The 16973-nt window shown below is 67.1% G+C and carries 14 protein-coding genes; 10 read left to right on the top strand and 4 right to left on the bottom strand.

From position 1 onward, the window contains the following. Window positions 1-7 precede the first annotated feature (7 nt). Genes tssM through FFI97_RS31765 form a run of 3 tightly spaced genes read left to right on the top strand, consistent with a single transcriptional unit; the run spans window position 8 to window position 5704 of the window. Window positions 8-3874: a type VI secretion system membrane subunit TssM gene (tssM, locus tag FFI97_RS31775; RefSeq protein ID WP_095950375.1), complete on the top strand. Its 3867-nt coding sequence runs from the start codon at window positions 8-10 to the stop codon at window positions 3872-3874. Next, window positions 3871-4854, top strand: a complete 984-nt coding sequence (gene tagF, locus FFI97_RS31770; RefSeq protein ID WP_095950376.1) for a type VI secretion system-associated protein TagF — start codon at window positions 3871-3873, stop codon at window positions 4852-4854. The genes tssM and tagF overlap by 4 nt, the downstream gene beginning before the upstream one ends. 7 nt (window positions 4855-4861) lie before the next feature. Next, the gene (locus FFI97_RS31765; protein ID WP_139700654.1) at window positions 4862-5704 is read left to right on the top strand and encodes an OmpA family protein; all 843 of its coding nucleotides are present in this window, start codon (window positions 4862-4864) and stop codon (window positions 5702-5704) included. Window positions 5705-5761: 57 nt separating this feature from the next. Here FFI97_RS31765 and tssA read toward each other — a convergent pair whose 3' ends face one another. The 4 genes from tssA to tssJ form a co-directional block, all read right to left on the bottom strand. Next, entirely contained in the window at window positions 5762-6922 is a 1161-nt protein-coding gene (tssA, locus tag FFI97_RS31760) for a type VI secretion system protein TssA (RefSeq protein ID WP_139700652.1), read from the bottom strand. Continuing rightward, on the bottom strand, window positions 6919-7716 hold the full coding sequence (gene icmH / locus FFI97_RS31755) for a type IVB secretion system protein IcmH/DotU (RefSeq protein WP_062481127.1): 798 nt from the start codon (window positions 7714-7716) through the stop codon (window positions 6919-6921). The genes tssA and icmH overlap by 4 nt, the downstream gene beginning before the upstream one ends. A 16-nt stretch (window positions 7717-7732) precedes the next feature. Next, window positions 7733-9079: a type VI secretion system baseplate subunit TssK gene (tssK, locus tag FFI97_RS31750; protein ID WP_062481129.1), complete on the bottom strand. Its 1347-nt coding sequence runs from the start codon at window positions 9077-9079 to the stop codon at window positions 7733-7735. Between the two features lie 79 nt (window positions 9080-9158). After that, window positions 9159-9779, bottom strand: a complete 621-nt coding sequence (gene tssJ / locus FFI97_RS31745; RefSeq protein WP_062481131.1) for a type VI secretion system lipoprotein TssJ — start codon at window positions 9777-9779, stop codon at window positions 9159-9161. Window positions 9780-9996: 217 nt separating this feature from the next. Here tssJ and FFI97_RS33735 point away from each other — a divergent pair, with 217 nt between their 5' ends. The 7 genes from FFI97_RS33735 (at window position 9997) to tssG (ending at window position 16956) form a co-directional block, all read left to right on the top strand. After that, the gene (locus FFI97_RS33735; protein ID WP_260685243.1) at window positions 9997-10704 is read left to right on the top strand and encodes a lipopolysaccharide assembly protein LapB; all 708 of its coding nucleotides are present in this window, start codon (window positions 9997-9999) and stop codon (window positions 10702-10704) included. An 80-nt stretch (window positions 10705-10784) separates the two neighbouring features. Further along, complete coding sequence (tssB, locus tag FFI97_RS31735) at window positions 10785-11300, top strand: type VI secretion system contractile sheath small subunit (protein WP_070062960.1); 516 nt, start codon at window positions 10785-10787, stop codon at window positions 11298-11300. 2 nt (window positions 11301-11302) lie between these two features. Beyond that, entirely contained in the window at window positions 11303-12793 is a 1491-nt protein-coding gene (gene tssC / locus FFI97_RS31730; protein WP_139700650.1) for a type VI secretion system contractile sheath large subunit, read from the top strand. Window positions 12794-12877: 84 nt separating this feature from the next. Further along, window positions 12878-13390 (top strand): Hcp family type VI secretion system effector, encoded by a 513-nt coding sequence (locus FFI97_RS31725; protein ID WP_062474768.1) that lies wholly within the window; start codon window positions 12878-12880, stop codon window positions 13388-13390. A gap of 109 nt (window positions 13391-13499) precedes the next feature. Then, window positions 13500-13991: a type VI secretion system baseplate subunit TssE gene (gene tssE / locus FFI97_RS31720; protein WP_062474770.1), complete on the top strand. Its 492-nt coding sequence runs from the start codon at window positions 13500-13502 to the stop codon at window positions 13989-13991. Between the two features lie 29 nt (window positions 13992-14020). After that, window positions 14021-15871, top strand: a complete 1851-nt coding sequence (gene tssF / locus FFI97_RS31715; protein ID WP_070062961.1) for a type VI secretion system baseplate subunit TssF — start codon at window positions 14021-14023, stop codon at window positions 15869-15871. Continuing rightward, window positions 15835-16956, top strand: coding sequence for a type VI secretion system baseplate subunit TssG (tssG, locus tag FFI97_RS31710; protein ID WP_139700648.1), 1122 nt, complete (start codon window positions 15835-15837; stop codon window positions 16954-16956). Before tssF ends, tssG begins: the two co-directional genes overlap by 37 nt. Window positions 16957-16973 lie beyond the last annotated feature (17 nt).

Here is a 16973-nt window from a genome sequence, read left to right as displayed (position 1 = left end):
AACTTCTATGCGGCGATTCTTCAGTTTCCTGGCCGATCCGCGCACCTTGTCGGTGATCGGCGCCATCGCGCTCGGCGCGTTCCTGCTGCTCGGGGCGCAGACGCTCGAAGTCGGCGCGATCTGGGCCGTCGGCATCTTCGTGGTGCTGCTGTTGTTGTGGCTGCTGGTGTGGTTCGTGCGGCGCATGCGCACGCGCGCGGCCAACCGCAAGCTCGGCGACATGCTCGAGGACCAGGCCGACGCCGCTGTGCGCGACAGCGACCCCGAGCGCAAGGCCGAGATCGACGAGCTGCGCGGGCGCATGGTCGAGGCCGTCAAGACCATCAAGACCTCGAAGATCGGGCAGATGTCGGGCAGCGAGGCGCTGTACGAGCTGCCCTGGTACATGGTCATCGGCAACCCGGCGGCGGGCAAGAGCAGCGCCATCCTGAACTCGGGCCTGCAGTTCCCGTTCGCCGACAAGGGCAACGCGGTGATTCAGGGCATCGGCGGCACGCGCAACTGCGACTGGTTCTTCACCACCGAAGGCATCGTGCTCGACACGGCGGGGCGTTACTCGATTCACCAGGAAGACCGCAAGGAGTGGTTCGGCTTCCTGGACCTGCTCAAGAAGTACCGGCCGAAGGCGCCCATCAACGGGATCATCATCACGGCCAGCATTCCCGAGCTGATCGGCAGCCGGCCCGACTTCGCGATCCAGCTCGCGAAGAACCTGCGCCAGCGCATGCAGGAACTCACCGAGCGGCTCGAGGTGTTCGCGCCGGTGTACGTGATGTTCACCAAGGCCGACCTGATCACCGGCTTTGCAGAATTCTTCGGCGACAGCGACAAGATGGAGCGCGACCGTGTGTGGGGCGCCTCGCTGCCCTACGACGGCGACGAGAAGCAGGACGCCGTGGCGCTGTTCGACAAGCGCTTCGACGAGCTCTACATGGGCCTGAAGGAAATCAGCGTTTCGCACTTCGCGAACCACCGCAGCAGCGACCCGTCGCCCGAGCTGTTGATCTTCCCGCTCGAGTTCGCGGCCATCAAGCCCGCGCTGCGCGCCTTCCTGGCCACGCTGTTCGAGAGCAACCCCTTCCAGCACAAACCGGTGTTCCGCGGCTTTTACTTCACCAGCGCCTTGCAGGAAGGCACGATGCGCAGCCTGTCGACCGAGCGCATCGCCAAGCGCTTCGGGCTCACGCTGAGCAATGCGGCCACCAAGTCGAAGGAAATCTATTCGCAGAACGGGTTCTTCCTGCGCGACCTGTTCTCCAAGGTGATCTTTGCCGACAAGAAGACGGTGCGGCAGTTCTCCAGCCCCGTGAAGGCGCGCGTGCGCTACGTGAGCTTCTTCGCCTTCGTCGCCGTGCTGGGCCTGTTGCTGGGCGGCTGGACCTGGTCGTACCTCGGCAACCGGCAGCTGGTGGAGAACGTGCAGGCCGACCTGGACAAGGTGGTCAAGCTGCAGGCCAGCGACAACGGCCTGCGCACGCGCTTCGAGGCGCTGGGCATCCTGCAGGACCGCATCGAGCAGCTCGAGAAATTCCGCAACGACCGGCCGCTGTCGCTGTCGCTGGGCCTGTACCAGGGCAACCAGCTCGAAGACAAGCTCGTGGCCGAGTACTACGGTGGCGTGAAGCAGCTCATGCTTGCGCCGGTGTCGGACAACCTGCAGGCCTTCCTGCGCGAGGTCAATGCGCACCCCGACCGCCTGAAGCGCGCCGACGCGGTGGCCGCACTGACGGGCGGCGCATCGCCCGCGCCGCTGCCGGTCGCCGGTGCCACGACCACCACGGCACCCGCCGCAGTGCCGGAAGGCGGCGGCCTGTATGCCGGCTCCTCGCCGGCCGATGTGCAGGACGCCTACAACGCGCTCAAGACCTACCTCATGCTGTCCGACAAGCGGCAGGTGGAAACGGCGCACCTCACCGACCAGATCTCGCGCTTCTGGCGCGGCTGGCTCGAGAGCAACCGCGGCGACATGCCGCGCGCGGCGGTCATCCGTGACGCCGAGCGCATGATCACCTTCTACCTGCGCCGCGTGGGCGACGACAACTGGCCCGCGCTGGCCGACACCAACCTGGCGCTGGTCGAACAGACGCGCGACAACCTGCGCCGCGTGGTGCGCGGCATGCCGGCGCGCGAACGCGTGTACGCCGAGATCAAGGCGCGCGCCTCCACGCGCTTCGCGCCGATGACCGTGGCGCGCATCCTCGGGGCCACGGCCAGCAGCGCCGAAGCCGAAGGCACCCTTGCCGGCAGCGTCGCCATCTCGGGCGCGTTCACGCGCGAGGCCTGGCAGCAGTACGTGGACGACGCGATCCGCGACGCCGCCAACAAGGAAACCTCGAGCAAGGACTGGGTGCTCAACGTCGCCGGCAACGACGACCTGACGCTCGAAGGCAGCCCGGAGCAGATCCGCAAGACGCTGGCCACCATGTACAAGCTGGAGTACGCCAAGGAGTGGCAGCGCTTCCTGCAGGGCATCGCGGTGAAGGACATGGGCAGCTTCGAGCAGGCCGTGGTGGCGATGAACCAGCTCGGCGATCCGCAGAACTCGCCGATCCGCAAGGTCTTCGACACGGTGTACGACCAGACTTCGTGGGACAACCCCTCGCTGGTCAATGCCGGCCTGCAGCAGGCGCGCACCGGGGCCTTCAACTGGTTCAAGCGCCTCTTCAGCCGCGCCACGCCGTCGCAGGTGAACGTGAACGTCGACCTCAACGGCGGCGCCACGGAAATCCCGATGGGCCCGATCGGGCGCGAGTTCGCGGGCGTGGCGCGCCTGGTGGTCGAGCGCGACAACACCTCGCTGCTGCGCGGCTACCTGGGCACGCTGTCGAAGTTGCGCGGGCGCTTCAACCAGATCAAGAACCAGGGCGATCCCGGTCCGGGCGCGCGCCAGCTCATGCAGCAGACGCTGGAAGGCAACGGCTCCGAGCTGGCCGATGCGCTCAAGTACGTCGACGAGCAGATGCTCACCGGCATGGACGCCGCGCAGCGCCAGGCACTGCGCCCGCTGCTGGTGCGCCCGCTGCTGCAGGCCTACGCGGTGACGGTGCAGCCGACGGCGGTGGAGGTCAACAAGATCTGGAGCGCGCAGGTGCACCAGCCCTTCCAGCAGTCGCTGGCCACCAAGTACCCGTTCTCGGCGAGCGCGAAGATCGAGGCCTCGCCGGCGGAAATCGCGCAGTTCTTCGGACCTGAAGGCGCCATCGGCAAGTTCGTGACGACCACGCTGGGCTCGCTGGTGATCCGCCGCGGCGACCTCTTGTCGCCGCGCGCCTGGGGCGACCAGGGCCTCACGCTGAGCCCCGACTTCGTGAACGGCTTCGCGCAGTGGGTGGCGCCGCTGTCGGGCGGTGCCGCGGCCGGGGCCGGCGGCAGCGCGCAGCCGCAGACGCTGTTCCAGATCCTGCCGCAGCCTGTGTCGGGCCTGACGGAATACATGGTGGAAATCGACGGCCAGCAGCTGCGCTACCGCAACACGCCGCCGCAGTGGTCCAACTTCGTCTGGCCCAACGCCCAGGGCACGCCGGGCGCGAAGATCACCGCCGTCACCTTCGACGGGCGCACGGTCGAGCTGATCAACGAGCCGGGCAACTTCGGCCTGGAGCGCCTGCTGAGCACGGCGCAGCGCACCAAGTTGCCCGACGGCAGCTTCGAGCTCACATGGGCGCGCGACAACGCGAGCGTGACCGTCAAGCTGCGCGTGATCCAGAACACGCAGTCGGCCGGTTCGGGTGGCGATTCGCCGCAGGGCAAGGGCCTGCGCGGCACGGTGCTGCCGTCGACGGTCGCGGAGATCGGCGTGCCGCGCGCAGCAGCACCCGCAGCGGTTCAGGCACCGGCCCAGGCGCCGGTGCAGGCAGGGGGAGCAGGCAAATGAGCGCGCCACAACAGCTGTGCTACTTCGGCAAGTTGCCCGGACGCGGCGACTTCGTGAAGGGCCTGTACAACCCGCAGCTCATCAAGGTGTTCGACCACTGGCTGTCTCAGACCATGGAGATGCTGTCGGAAGACCCGCGCTGGAAGCTGATCTACGACAACGCGGCGCCGATGCACTTCGTGTGCCTGGGCTCGCGCAGCCGCGTGGCCATTGCGGGGCACGTGCGCCCCAGCCGCGACGAGTCGTCGCGCCGCTACCCGTTCCTGGCGGCCACCTCGGTGGACGTGGACGAGGCGCTCGACTTCATGCGCGGCGCGCCGATGCTCATCGGCCCCTACTGGGACCGCATGGCGGTGCAGGTGCAGTCGCTGGCGGCCGGCACTGACCTGGACAACGAGCTGAAGAAGTTCGAGGCCATCGATCCGGCCATCGAGACCGGCTTCAAGAAGTCGGCCTCGCGCGCCACCTATGCCGCCTTCACGCGCGACACCAGCCTGCTGCGCATCGAGCAGATGCTCAACTTCGACGGCCACAAGGTGTCGCTGCGCCGCGCCATCCTGGCACTGGGTTTGCTGCTGCAACCGGTGATGGCCAGCGCCGTGTCGCACCTGGAAAAGGGGCTCACGTTGCCGCTGCCGCGCGACCCGGTCGACCGCTCGCTGATCGCCACCTTCTGGCTCGAGATGGTGTCGCAGTTCCTGGCCAAGGCCGACTTCGAGCTGGTGCTGCTGGTCACCGAGATCGACGGCCGCTCGCGGCTGGTGATCGGCTTCAACGGCCTGTCGCCGCGCAGTCTGCAAAGCGTGCTGCATCCGCAGGTCTACACCGAGCACAACATCGACATCGACAACCCGGAGTGGGTCGAGGACACCATCCACAGCAACTACGCGATGTTCAAGCTGGTGAGCTACCTCGACCAGCCGCAGCTGCCGCTGGACATCGTGCTCACCGCCTTTCGCGAAGTCTTCATCGGGGAATGACACGGTCATGAATTGTTCTTTGCGCGTTCTCGTGCTGTCCATGGCCTGCGGGCTCGCGCTCGTGCCGGCCGTGCAGGCCCAGCAACCTCAACAACCACCCGCGGCGGGCGCCACCGCCGCCCGCGTCGAGACCACGCCCGCGGCCGTCGGCAAGGGCGAGCCGGTCGTGGCCGGCGGGCAGGTGCCCGACGAAGCCACGCGCATCGCCGTCATCGAGGCGCTGCGCCGCGTCTACGGGCCCAGCGGCGTGATCGACAAGATCGAGGTGGTGAACACCGTCAGCATGCCGGCCAACTGGAGCGCCAACGTGCAGCGGCTGATCACGCCCTCGCTCAAGGACATCCACCGCGGCCAGCTCCAGATCGAGGGCACGCAGATGGCGCTCAGCGGCGAGGTCGGCAACGAGGCGCTGCGCCAGAAGATCGTGAGCGACATGGCGAACTCGCTCAACCCGACCTACACCATCAAGAACAGCCTGCGCGTGCCCGCGTCGGAGCAGATCGCGGTCGACCAGGTGCTGGGCAACCGCACCATCGAGTTCGAGCTGGGCAGCGCCACGCTCACGGGCAAGGGCCGCGCCATCCTCGACGAGATGGCGCCGATCCTGCAGAAGCTCACCAACAAGTCGGTGGCGGTGGTGGGCCACACCGACAACGCCGGCAACCGCGCGTCGAACCTGGCGCTGAGCCAGTCGCGCGCCGAATCGGTCAAGGGCTACCTGGTGGGCAAGGGCATCGACCCGATGACGCTCACGACCTCGGGCGTGGGCCCGGACCAGCCGGTGGCGAGCAACGCGACCGACGAGGGGCGTTCGCGCAACCGGCGCATCGAGTTCCGGGTCGGACGCTAAAGAAGAAAGGCCCGCAACGCGGGCCTTTCTTCTTTCACTCAGCGCGAAGGCGCGAAGTCAGCGCGACTCGTCGTCGCCCTTGGGCAGGTCGAGCAGGTCCACCAACTGGGCCAGCTCTTGCTCGTTCTTGATCACGTTGCGCAGCCAGGCATGCAGCGGCATGTCGGCCCAGCGCGCGGCCTTGTTCGCCATGTAGGCGGCCGGGCTCGAGGGCTCGGTCTGCTCGAAATACGCCGCCACTTCCTTGAGCTGCGCGATGGCCTGCGCGCGGCTGTGGATGCCGGGTGGCAGCGCGGCGGGCACATGCACCGCCGCGTGGTAGGTGGGAGATGAATGGGGCATGGCGGCGTCGAAGACAGGTTCGATGCGGGTCGGGGCAGCCGGTGCGCTGGCGGCCGGTGCAGCGGCGGTGGCTTGCGGCGCCGCGCCGTTGTCGATCGGCACGCCGGCCTCGCGCGCGAAGCGCTCGACGGCCTGGCGGATGGCCGCGGCCGCGTCCTTCGCGGCGCGAAAGCTCGGGCCGTTGGAGGCGGTGCGTTCGTCGAACACGGCCTCGAACTCGGCCAGCGCCTGCTCGCAGGCCTGCACGTCGCGGTGCGCCTTCTGCAGGAACTTCGCGGGCGTGGCGCGGCGCAGGCGGTCGAACTGCTCGAGCGTCACCTTGTTGCGCTGCAGCTCGTCGGCCTGCGCCGGCGTGCGGCGGATGGCCTGGTCGAGCGCCAGCGCGGTCTCCCAGACCAGCGCGCTGTGGCCGGTGTGGCCGTCGCTCACGATGGGCGCGCGCTGCAGCAGCTCGACCGAGCGCGAGATCAGCCAGGTGACGGTGCCGATGCGCATCTCGATATCGCCGCCCTCGGGCTGCGGATGCAGCTCGTCCCAGTACTGGCGGCACAGGCCGCTGAGCAGGCGGTAGCCGTCGGCCAGCCCCTCGAAGCCGCGCTGGCTGGCCAGCGCATCGGTGAGCCACACGCCCAGTCGCAAATCTTTGGTGGACGCGCGCAGCAGCTTCTCGCACTCGGCAATCACGAAGGGCCAGTTGGCTTCCTTCAGTTCGATGACCCATTCGCCCTGTTCGAGCGAAGGGTCGTCGTGCTTGCGCGCTTCCTGGATGGCGTCGAACTCGCGCGAGAACAGCATGTCCTCGCCGCAGGGCTTGGCCTCCGAGATCGGGGCCAGCAGGGCCGCGAGGTCGAGGCGGTTCGTCGCGGCCGTGGTCATGGCAGCGAGATCGTCAGGTTGGCCTGGCGCGGGCCGAGCTTCACGATGTCCTGGTAGCTCGCGAGCGCACCCTGCGTGGTGCTGCCCAGGTGCGCCGACAGGCCGATGAAGCCCAGCAGCCCGATGAGCGCGAACAGCGCGGCCACCACCCACTGCGGCGCCTCGCGCTTGAGCGAATGCGAGATGAGGTCGGGCAGCGGCCAGTGCGGCGCGAAGGGCGTGCGCTTGCCGCGCGCGTTGGCGATCTCGTCGCCCACGCGGGCCGTGAGGTAGGCCAGCTTCTCGGTGCCGTCGATGGCGTACTTGCCCTGGAAGCCCAGCAGCAGGCACATGTAGAACACCTCGAGCGTCTGGATGCGCGCGGCGCCGTGGGCCCGCTCGACCTCGAGCATGTTGAAGAAGTTCTCGCCGGCCAGCTGGTCGCCGAACAGCGTGAGCTGCAGCGGCCGGCGCTCCCATTCGGAGCGGATGGCGAACTCGGGCGCCGAGAGCACGAACTCGTCGACGGTGGCGCAGAAGGCGTACTTGGCCGCGTGGATCTGCTCGGCCGTGGCGTCGAGCTTGCGCGCGTTGCGTTCGAACTCGCCCAGGTAGTTGCGGATGCCCGTGAGGAACTGCTCGGTGGTGGCCGGCTGCTGCTTCTTCTTCAGCAGGAACAGCATCACGAAGCCGTCGTACAGCAGGTCGAGCAGGCTGGAGTCGGCGTCGGGCGCCACGCCGGCCGGCGTGAACGAGGCGGGCGGCGCATCGGCACCCAGCAGGGAAGGGGCCTTGTTGAGGGTGGTGGTGTTCATACGATCGGGCGGGTGATCAGCCGGTCACGGCGATCAGTTCGAGTTGCATGTCGGGGATGCCGGCCGGCGCGTAGATGGTGACGCTCTGCGCCTGCAGCATGCGGTCGTACAGCTGGCTCTTGCTGTCGATGGAGAAGTAGCAGGCGCCCGCGCGGATCGGAATGGCCGGCGGCACCTGCGGCGCGTAGACGATGCGCACGCCCGGCATGGCCGAGAGCACCAGCTTGTCGACGTCTTCGGGCGCGCCGATCTTGAAGCGCTGCGGCACCACCTCGGCCAGCTCGGCGGCCGGCATGCTGGCGGTGACCGACATGTAGAACACGGTCTTCTCGTCGATCTTGCCGGAGTCCAGGCGCCCCAGGTAGAAGGCATTGCGCGTCTCGGTGAGCGCAATGGCGAAGTAGCGCGTGGAGATGACGGTGTCGAGCAGGTCGCGCACGATGCGGTCGAGCTCGGCGAAGGCCGGGCCGGGCTTCTCGTGGTCGTACACCGGCAGGTCGTTCAGCGAGTAGGTCTTGGCGAACGTCATCAGCGCGCCGGCCAGGCTCAGCAGTTCCTGGAACAGCCGCTCCGGGTGCAGCGACGGGTGATGGAACAGGTGCGAGAGCGAGGCGAACGCCGAGTTGGCCGTGTGCAGCAGCCAGAACGAGGCGATGTCGCCCGAGCGGAACTCGATGATGTTCTTGCTCGGCTCGCGGTGAATGCCGTACAGCGAATTGACCTTGGCCTGCAGCACGTCGAGCAGGCGGCGCAGCTGCTGGAACACGGTGGGCGAGGCGTCGATGCTGGTGCACGGCGGCACGAAGCTGCGGTCGATCTCGAAGCCGCCCGCGGCGGTGCGGCGGATGCGGATCACCGGGATCGACACGAACTGCTCGCGCGGCTCGGTGTCGGCCAGCAGCTTCACGCTCTTGCGCAGGAACACCACCTCGGCGCTCACGGCGTTGGTGTACAGGTCGAGCGACTGCGTCGCGTCGCTGGTGTAGCGCGCGGCAAAGCCTTCTTCGTTGGGGTCGGTGTAGTTCTTGCCGAGCTCCTTCACCGGGTGCAGCACCAGGTAGAAGGTGATCTCGTTCTGGCCCGGGCTCAGCGTGTCCAGCGAGATGGGCGGGGGCAGCGCGTCGGCCTGCGGTGCCGCGTAGGGCTCGCCGTCGGGGAACACCAGCGACAGCTGCGAGGCGCGCAGCATGCCGCTGGCCAGCGCATCGAGGTCGAAGCTGATGGAGCGCACGCCCCAGAAGTACGGATGCAGCGTCTGCGCCGTGGCGCGCAGGCGCGCCTCGTGGTACGCGTCTTGGCGCTGGAAATGCTGGGGGCGTAGAAACAAGCCCTCTCCCCAGAGGACCTTGGCTGCATAGCTCACGTCGGATCAACTCCCCACAATTTTTTTTGAATGTATCGCATCGTCGTGTCGACTCGGACAGGCCCGCCGTCGGTGCAGTTCAGGCGGGCGAGGGCCGGCAAGTTACCGGCCCCAACAGGTTGAGCGCGCCCGTGGGGGCGGCGCCTTGTGCGTTCTGCTGGCCCACCACCGCGCCTGTCGTGACGGTGAGCGCGCAGGCATGCGCGCCCATCACGATGCCGGTCTTCTCGGCGTCCGCGGCGTTGAAGGCGAAGCGCCAGCGCTGTGCATCGGGCGAGTGGAACAGCACCACCACGGCCACCGCGTTGGCGCTGCGCGGAACCATCTCGGTCCAGGTGTATTGCTGGTCGGGAATGAGCGTGATCTCGCGGCTCTCGACGAGGTCGTCGCCCAGCTGCGTCTTGTCGCGCCCCGGCGTGACGAAGGCGTCGAAGGACGACTGGTAGAAGCCCGTCGTTTCCTTCAGCTTGTAGATGCGCATCACCACGGACAGCGGGCGGTTGCGGCCGTCGGCGTTGAGGTTCTTGCCCGCGGCGATCGACATCGTCACCTTGCGCGGGGGCTTTTGCGACTCGGGCAGCTCGGGCTTCTTCAGTCCGCTCGCCTCGAGCGCGATGTTGGCGATCGTGAGCGCCGGCGAGCTGCACCCGCCGAGCATCAACGCGGCCAGCAGCGCGCCAGATGTAATTAATATTTTCATTAAAAGCGAGCCGTAACAATATTTCGATGGACCAAATAGGATTAACCGATTTCGAAAATGACTTTCGATTAGGAAATTAGCATTAATCCGCCCCCGTCATTTGCCATCCACGCGGCTGTAGTATCGTGTATTGTTATTGTCAACGGTCGCAATTTAATGAATGATTGCGGCCTGCTAAAAAGTCAGATCAGGGGGGAATGTGTCGATTCGAAAAATCATGTCGCGCACGATGATTGCCGGTGCCATTGCGAGCACCGTCTTTTTGTCGGCCTGTACCACCACGCCGGACGCGGCCGTTGCGCAGGCCACCGCGGCCTACAACAAGAGCCTGGCCGAGGTCGATGCCGCCGCGGCAGCCGCCACCGGCGACAAGGCGCCCGTCATCCGCCAGTACCAGCAACTCGCCACCGACAACCCGACCCGCGGTGAGCCGTGGTCGCGCATCGCGCAGATCTACTTCAACGAAGGCCGCTACAGCCTGGCCATCTCGGCCGCCGAGGAGTCGCTGCGCCGCGACCCCTCCAGCCGGCAGGCCAAGAGCATCACCGCCGTGGGCGGCCTGCGCCTGGCGGCCCGCTCCATCGAGGACCTGGGCAAGGACAGCAGCCTGAGCGGCGACGCCAACGCCGACGCCTACCGCCTGGCCGCCCTGCTGCGCGAAACCCTGGGCCTGTCGGTCCTGGTGCCCGCCGGCCCCGAAGCCAAGCCGGCGCCCACGCGCCGCGCCGCGGCCCCAGCCCGGCACCCGCGCCCTCGTCGTCATCGTCCGCCGCGCCGACCCCGGTCGCCGCCGCACGGCCCGCCCCGGTCGCCGCGCCGCGCCCGGCACCTGCCGCGCCCGCCCCGCGCGCGGGTGGCGGCAATCCATTTGACGCGCTCAAGTAATTGTCCGGTTTTTGAATTGGTTTTTAAACCAATGTGTTAACGAATGAGCGTGCGATCTGAAAATGGGTCGTACAACTTTTTAATTCGTTTCTCAGTCCTATTGCGAAGGTATTGAAGCTTATGGCGACCAAAAGACAGAGCGTGCAGAAGCGTCTCCAAAAAGTGCGCCCGCCGCGCGTGCAACTCACGTACGACGTGGAACTCGGTGACGCCATCGAGAAAAAGGAATTGCCTTTCGTCGTCGGCGTGATCGCCGACCTGGCGGGCCAGTCCGAGGTCGAGCAGCCCAAGCTCAAGGACCGCAAGTTCGTCAACATCGACCGCGACAACATGGACGACGTCATGAAGGGCGTGGCCCCGCGTGCCGCCTTCCAGGTGCCGAACAAGCTGGACGGGCGCGGCGGCAGCTTCGGTGTCGACCTCACCTTCAACTCGATGGACGCCTTCTCGCCCGAAGCCGTCGTCGAGCAGATCGAGCCGCTCAAGCGCCTGCTCGACGCGCGCACCAAGCTGGCCGACCTGCGCAACAAGATGGCCGGCAACAGCAAGCTCGAAGACCTGCTGGCCGACGTGCTGAACAACACCGAGCAACTCCAGCGCCTGGGACAGAGCGCCGGCAAGAAGGACGAAAGCTGAACATGACCGCGCAAGCACTTTCGGCATCGAGTGGTGTCGCCTCGTCTGAAGTCTCGGTCGACCTGCTCGACCAGATCGTCGAGAAGAGCAAGGTCGCCAAGTCCGACGTGGAACACACGCGCACCAAGGACCTCATCGGCGAACTCGTCAGCCAGGTCCTCGAAGGCTCGGTGATCGTCTCCGACAACGTGTCGGCCATGATCGACGCGCGCGTGGCCGACCTGGACGCGCTCATCTCCGCCCAGCTCAGCGCCGTGATGCACGCGCCCGAGTTCCAGAAGCTGGAGAGCACCTGGCGCGGCCTGGAGTACCTGGTCAAGGAAACGCCGACCGGCACCATGCTCAAGATCAAGGTCATCAACGCCACCAAGCGCGACCTGATCCGCGACTTCAAGGCCGCCGTCGAGTTCGACCAGAGCGCGATGTTCAAGAAGGTCTACGAAGAAGAGTTCGGCACCTTCGGCGGCGCGCCGTTCGGCGCGCTGGTGGGCGACTTCGACGTCACGCGCCAGCCCGAAGACATGTACTTCCTGGACCAGATGGCGCACGTGGCGGCCGCCGCGCACGCGCCCTTCATCGGCGCGGCCTCGCCCGAGCTGCTGGGCCTGGAAAGCTTTGCCGACCTGGGCAAGCCGCGCGACATGGCCAAGGTGTTCGACACCGTCGAGTACGCCAAGTGGAAGTCGTTCCGCGATTCGGAAGACTCGCGCTATGTCGGCCTCACGCTGCCGCGCTTCCTCGGGCGCCTGCCCTACCACCCGCGCGAAGGCACGGTGGTCGACAGCTTCAACTTCGTCGAAGACGTCGACGGCACCGACCACGCCAAGTACCTCTGGTGCAACGCCGCCTGGGCCTTCGCCACGCGCCTGACGGCCGCGTTCGACGACTTCGGCTGGTGCGCGGCCATCCGCGGTGTCGAAGGCGGCGGACTGGTCGAAGACCTGCCCACGCACACCTTCAAGACCGACGAGGGCGAGATCGCCCTGAAGTGCCCGACCGAGATCGCCATCACCGACCGGCGCGAAAAGGAGCTCAGCGACCTGGGCTTCATTCCGCTCGTGCACTGCAAGAACTCCGACTACGCGGCGTTCTTCGGCGCGCAGTCGCTGCAGAAGGCCAAGAAGTACAACACCGACAGCGCCAACGCCAACGCGGTGCTCTCGGCGCAGCTGCAGTACATCTTCTCGGTGTCGCGCATCGCGCACTACCTCAAGGCCATGATGCGCGACAAGATCGGCAGCTTTGCCTCGGCGCACAACGTCGAACAGTTCCTGAACCGCTGGATCGCGCAGTACGTGCTGCTCGACGACAACGCGACGCAGGAACAGAAGGCCCAGTTCCCGCTGCGCGAAGCCGCCATCCAGGTCGGCGAAGTGCCCGGGCGGCCCGGCGTGTACCGCGCGGTCGCGTTCCTGCGCCCGCACTTCCAGCTGGATGAACTGTCTATTTCACTGCGCTTGGTCGCCGATCTGCCGAAGTCAGTGAATAAGTAAGGAGGCAGATCGGGTGCGCGGCCGAGGGGCCGTGCTGCAACACGTTAACTGTCAGTAATCAATCAATCAAGAAGGGGAAGAAACATGAAAGATATCTACGTCAAGTTCGGCAGCCCGGCCATCAACGGCGAGTCGCAGGACAAGGACCACAAGGACTGGATCGAAGTCAGCTCGTGGCAGCACAGCATCGTGCAACCGCGCTCGGCCACCGCGTCGACCGCCGGCGGCCACACCGCCGAGCGCTGCGAGCACGGCGAGATGATCTTCACGAAGGACATGGACGTCGTCAGCCCGCTGCTGTACCAGCACGCGTCGGGCGGCACCACCTTCGACGAAGTCACGGTGCAGTTCTACCGTGCCGACGGCGAAGGCAAGCGCGTGCAGTACATGGAGATCAAGCTCAAGTACGTGCTGATCGCCAGCGTGAACCCGAAGGTCGTGAGCACCGACGTGGCCAGCGTGCCGAGCGAGACCTTCTCGCTGAAGTACGCCGCCGTGCAGTGGAAGTACACGCAGCAGAAGATCGGCGGCAACCAGGGCGGCAACTCGCAAGGCGCCTGGAGCCTCACGAAGAACGACAAGACCTACTCGGTCTGACGCCAGTCGGGCAATGACGACCGCGGCGCAGGCCGCGGTTTCTTTTTGGCGCCGCGCCCCTCGCGCGGCGCCTTGCCCGTTGTCCGACGCGAGAGACAGGGAGTGACCCATGACAGGATTCGAACCGGGCCTGCTCGACAAGCTGTTCGATGACGACTGGCGCGGGCCGGCTTCGCCGGTGCTGCGGCACTTGTCGCTTGACGAGGTCAAGAACGTGGTCGCACGCGACCTCGAATCCCTGCTCAACACGCGCATGGTCTTCGACGACGCCAAGCTCCAGGCCTACCCCGAGTGCCGGCGTTCCGTCATGACCTACGGCCTGAGCGATTTCTCGGGCCTGAGCCTGGCCAGCCACTACGACCGCTCGTTCATCTGCCGCTCGCTGGAGCAGGCCATCGCGCGCCACGAGTCGCGCCTGCGCGATGTCTCGGTGTCGCTCGAGGTCGACGGCCAGGCCAGCACCCACATGCTCTATTTCGGAATCACCGCCCTGCTCGTGCTGCCGGAGCTGGCCGAGCCGGTGAACTTCGACGCCATGCTGCAGCCCACGACGCTGCAGTACTCCATCACCCGCGGCACCGGCAAGAGCCGGTACGCCTAGCGCCACGATCCGCGCACACGACGCACACCATGGACGAGTTGCTGCCCTTCTACGAACGCGAGCTGGCCTTCCTGCGCGGCTACTCGCAGGAGTTCGCCAAGGGCTACCCGAAGATCGCCGCGCGCCTGGCCATCTCGGCCGACGCCAGCGAAGACCCGCACGTCGAACGCATGATCCAGTCGTTCGCGCTGCTCACGGCCCGCATCAGCAAGAAGCTCGACGACGACTACCCCGAGCTCACCGAAGCGCTGCTCGAGGTGATGTACCCGCACTACCTGCGGCCCTTTCCGTCGTGCTCCATCGCGCAGTTCGACGCCGGCGGCGCGGCGCTCGCCAAGCTCAGCAAGCCCGTCACCATCGCGCGCGGGACCGAGCTCACCTCGCAGCCGGTGCGCGGCGGCGCCTGCCGTTTTCGCAGCGTGTACGACGTCACGCTGGCGGCGGTGCAGGTGTCGAACGTGGTCTACCACTCGGTGGTCAATGCGCCCGCGCAGGCCTCGCTGCCGCGCAACGCCACGGGCTGCCTCTCGGTCACGCTCGAGGCCACCGGCGAGCAGAAGTCGCTCGGCACCCTGGCGCTCACGCTGGCGCGCCTGCGCACCTTCATCGACGCCGAGCCCTCGCTGGCCACGGCGCTGGCCGACGCCATCTTTTTGAAGACTGCCGCCGTCTTCGTGGAGCCCGAGCGCAGCGGCAAGTGGACGCTGGTGCAGGGTGAGGCGCTGCACCCCGTCGGCTTCGAGGAGGCCGACGCGCTCATCGAACTGCCGGCGCGCTCGCACCCGGCCTACCGCCTGCTCAGCGAGTACTTCGCGTTCCCCGAGAAGTTCAACTTCGTCGACATCGACCTGGCGAACGCGCTGCGCCACATCGGCTCGTGCCGCTCGATCACGCTGCACCTGGTGATGACCGGCGTGCGCGCCGATTCGCCCACGGCGCGGCTGCTCGAGGGCGTGTCCAGCCGCAACCTGCGCCTGGGCTGCACGCCCGTCATCAACCTCTTCAAGCAGCGCAGCGACCCGATCCGCGTCACGCACGCCGCCGCCGCGTACCCGGTGGTGGCCGATGCGCGCCGCGCCTTCGGCTTCGAGGTCTACAGCATCGACTCGGTCAAGCTCGTGAAGCAGACCGCCGAGGGCGACGCCTACATCGAGTTCCGGCCCTTCTACTCGTTGCACCACGGCGAGCATCCGAAGGAGGCCGAGCACTACTGGTTCGCGCGGCGCAACGAACTCGTGGCGCAGCGCAGCCCGGGCTACGAGACCGAGCTTTCGATCGTCGACATCGACTTCCAGCCCTCGCTGCCGCAGACCGAAACGCTGAGCATCGACCTCACCTGCACCAACCGCGACCTGCCGCATTCGCTGGCCTTCGGCCTGCCCGGCGGCGACCTGTTCATCGAGGGCAACTCGGTGGCGCGCTCGATCCGCATGCTGCGCCGCCCGACGCAGACGCTGCGCATGCCGCGCGGCAAGGGCGTGCAGTGGCGGCTGGTGTCGCACCTGTCGCTCAACCACCTGTCGCTGGCCACCAGCGGGCTGCCGGCATTGAAGGAAATGCTGCGGCTGTACGACCTGGGCCGCTCGGCCGTGTCGGCGCGGCAGATCGAGGCCATCACCGCGATCGAGCAGCAGGCCACCACCCAGTGGTTGCCGGGCAAGCCCTTCGCGACCTTCGTGCGCGGCATCGAGCTCAAGCTCACGGTCGACGAGACCGGCTTCGTGGGCAGCAGCCTGCAGGCCTTTGCTCGCGTGATGGACCATTTCTTCGGTCTCTATGTGCACCTGAACAGCTTCACCCAGCTGGTGATCGTTTCGGCGCGCGACAAGGAGGAGCTGGTGCGATGCAAGCCCCGCAGCGGCGAATCGATCCTCCTGTAGCCGAAAGGCTGCTGCGCGAACCCTACCGCTTCGAGTTTTTCCAGGCGGTGCGGCTGATCGAGCTCATGCTGCTCAAGCGGCAGGAGTGCGACGTGCACCAGCGCCTGGTGCCCGGCGAGCGCATGGTGCCGCGCTGGGTGCGCTTTCGCAGCTCCACGAGCCTGAACTTCCCGCCCAGCGAGATCGAGGCGCTGGCGGTGCGCGATGCCGTGGGCGAGCTGATGTCGGGCGCGCAGCTGTGCGAGCCGCCACTGCCCACCGAGGACGAACACGGCCTGAGCCGCATCGAGCTCACGCCCGCCTCCTTCGGCATGCTGGGCGTGTCGGGCGCGTTGCCCATCGTCTACACCGAGATGCTGATGCGCCGCGAGCAGCATCTGCGCGACAGCTCGGCGCGCGCCTTTCTCGACGTGTTCAGCAACCGCGCCGCCGCGCTCTTCTATGCCGCGTGGCGCAAGTACCGCCTGCCGCTGCACTACGAGCACGAACGCAGCCGTGCCTACCTGCCGGTGCTGCTGTCGATGGCCGGGCTGGAGCACACGGCCCAGCGCGACCCGCTGACCGACGGCACGGGCACCGTGTTCGACGAGACCGTGGCCGGCTACGCCGCCGCGGTGCGCCACCGGCCGATGTCGGCGGCGTACCTGCAGCGCGTGCTGTCCGATTACTTCCGCAGCCACATCCGCATCGAGCAGTTCCTCGGCAAGTGGTACGACATGCCCGTGCAGCAGCGCTCCAGGCTGGGCGAGGGCAACGTGAGCCTGGGTCAGAACGCGATGGCGGGCGAGCGCATCTGGCAGCGCGACCTGCGCATCCGCCTGTGGATCGGTCCGCTCAAGCGCAGTGCGCTGCGCGAGTTCTTTCCGGGCCGCGCGCATGCGAAGGCGCTCGAAAAAATGCTCGCGCTGCTGGCCGGCGTGACCTGCGAATACGAAGTGCGCCTGATCCTGGCGCGCGAAGAAGTCGCCGCCGTGCAGCTCAGCGACAGCGGCGGCAGCCACCTCGGCTGGGACAGCTTCATCACCACCCGTGAGGCCGAGGGCGACCGCAGCGACACGCAGTACGAGCTTCAGCCCCTGCAGTGACCCTTTCAACGAACACG

Origin of the sequence: Variovorax sp. KBS0712 (assembly GCF_006323185.2) — a bacterium.
Lineage (GTDB): Bacteria > Pseudomonadota > Gammaproteobacteria > Burkholderiales > Burkholderiaceae_C > Variovorax > Variovorax boronicumulans.
Note: the sequence above shows the minus strand (reverse complement) of the source record. Positions and strands in the feature narration are given on the sequence as shown.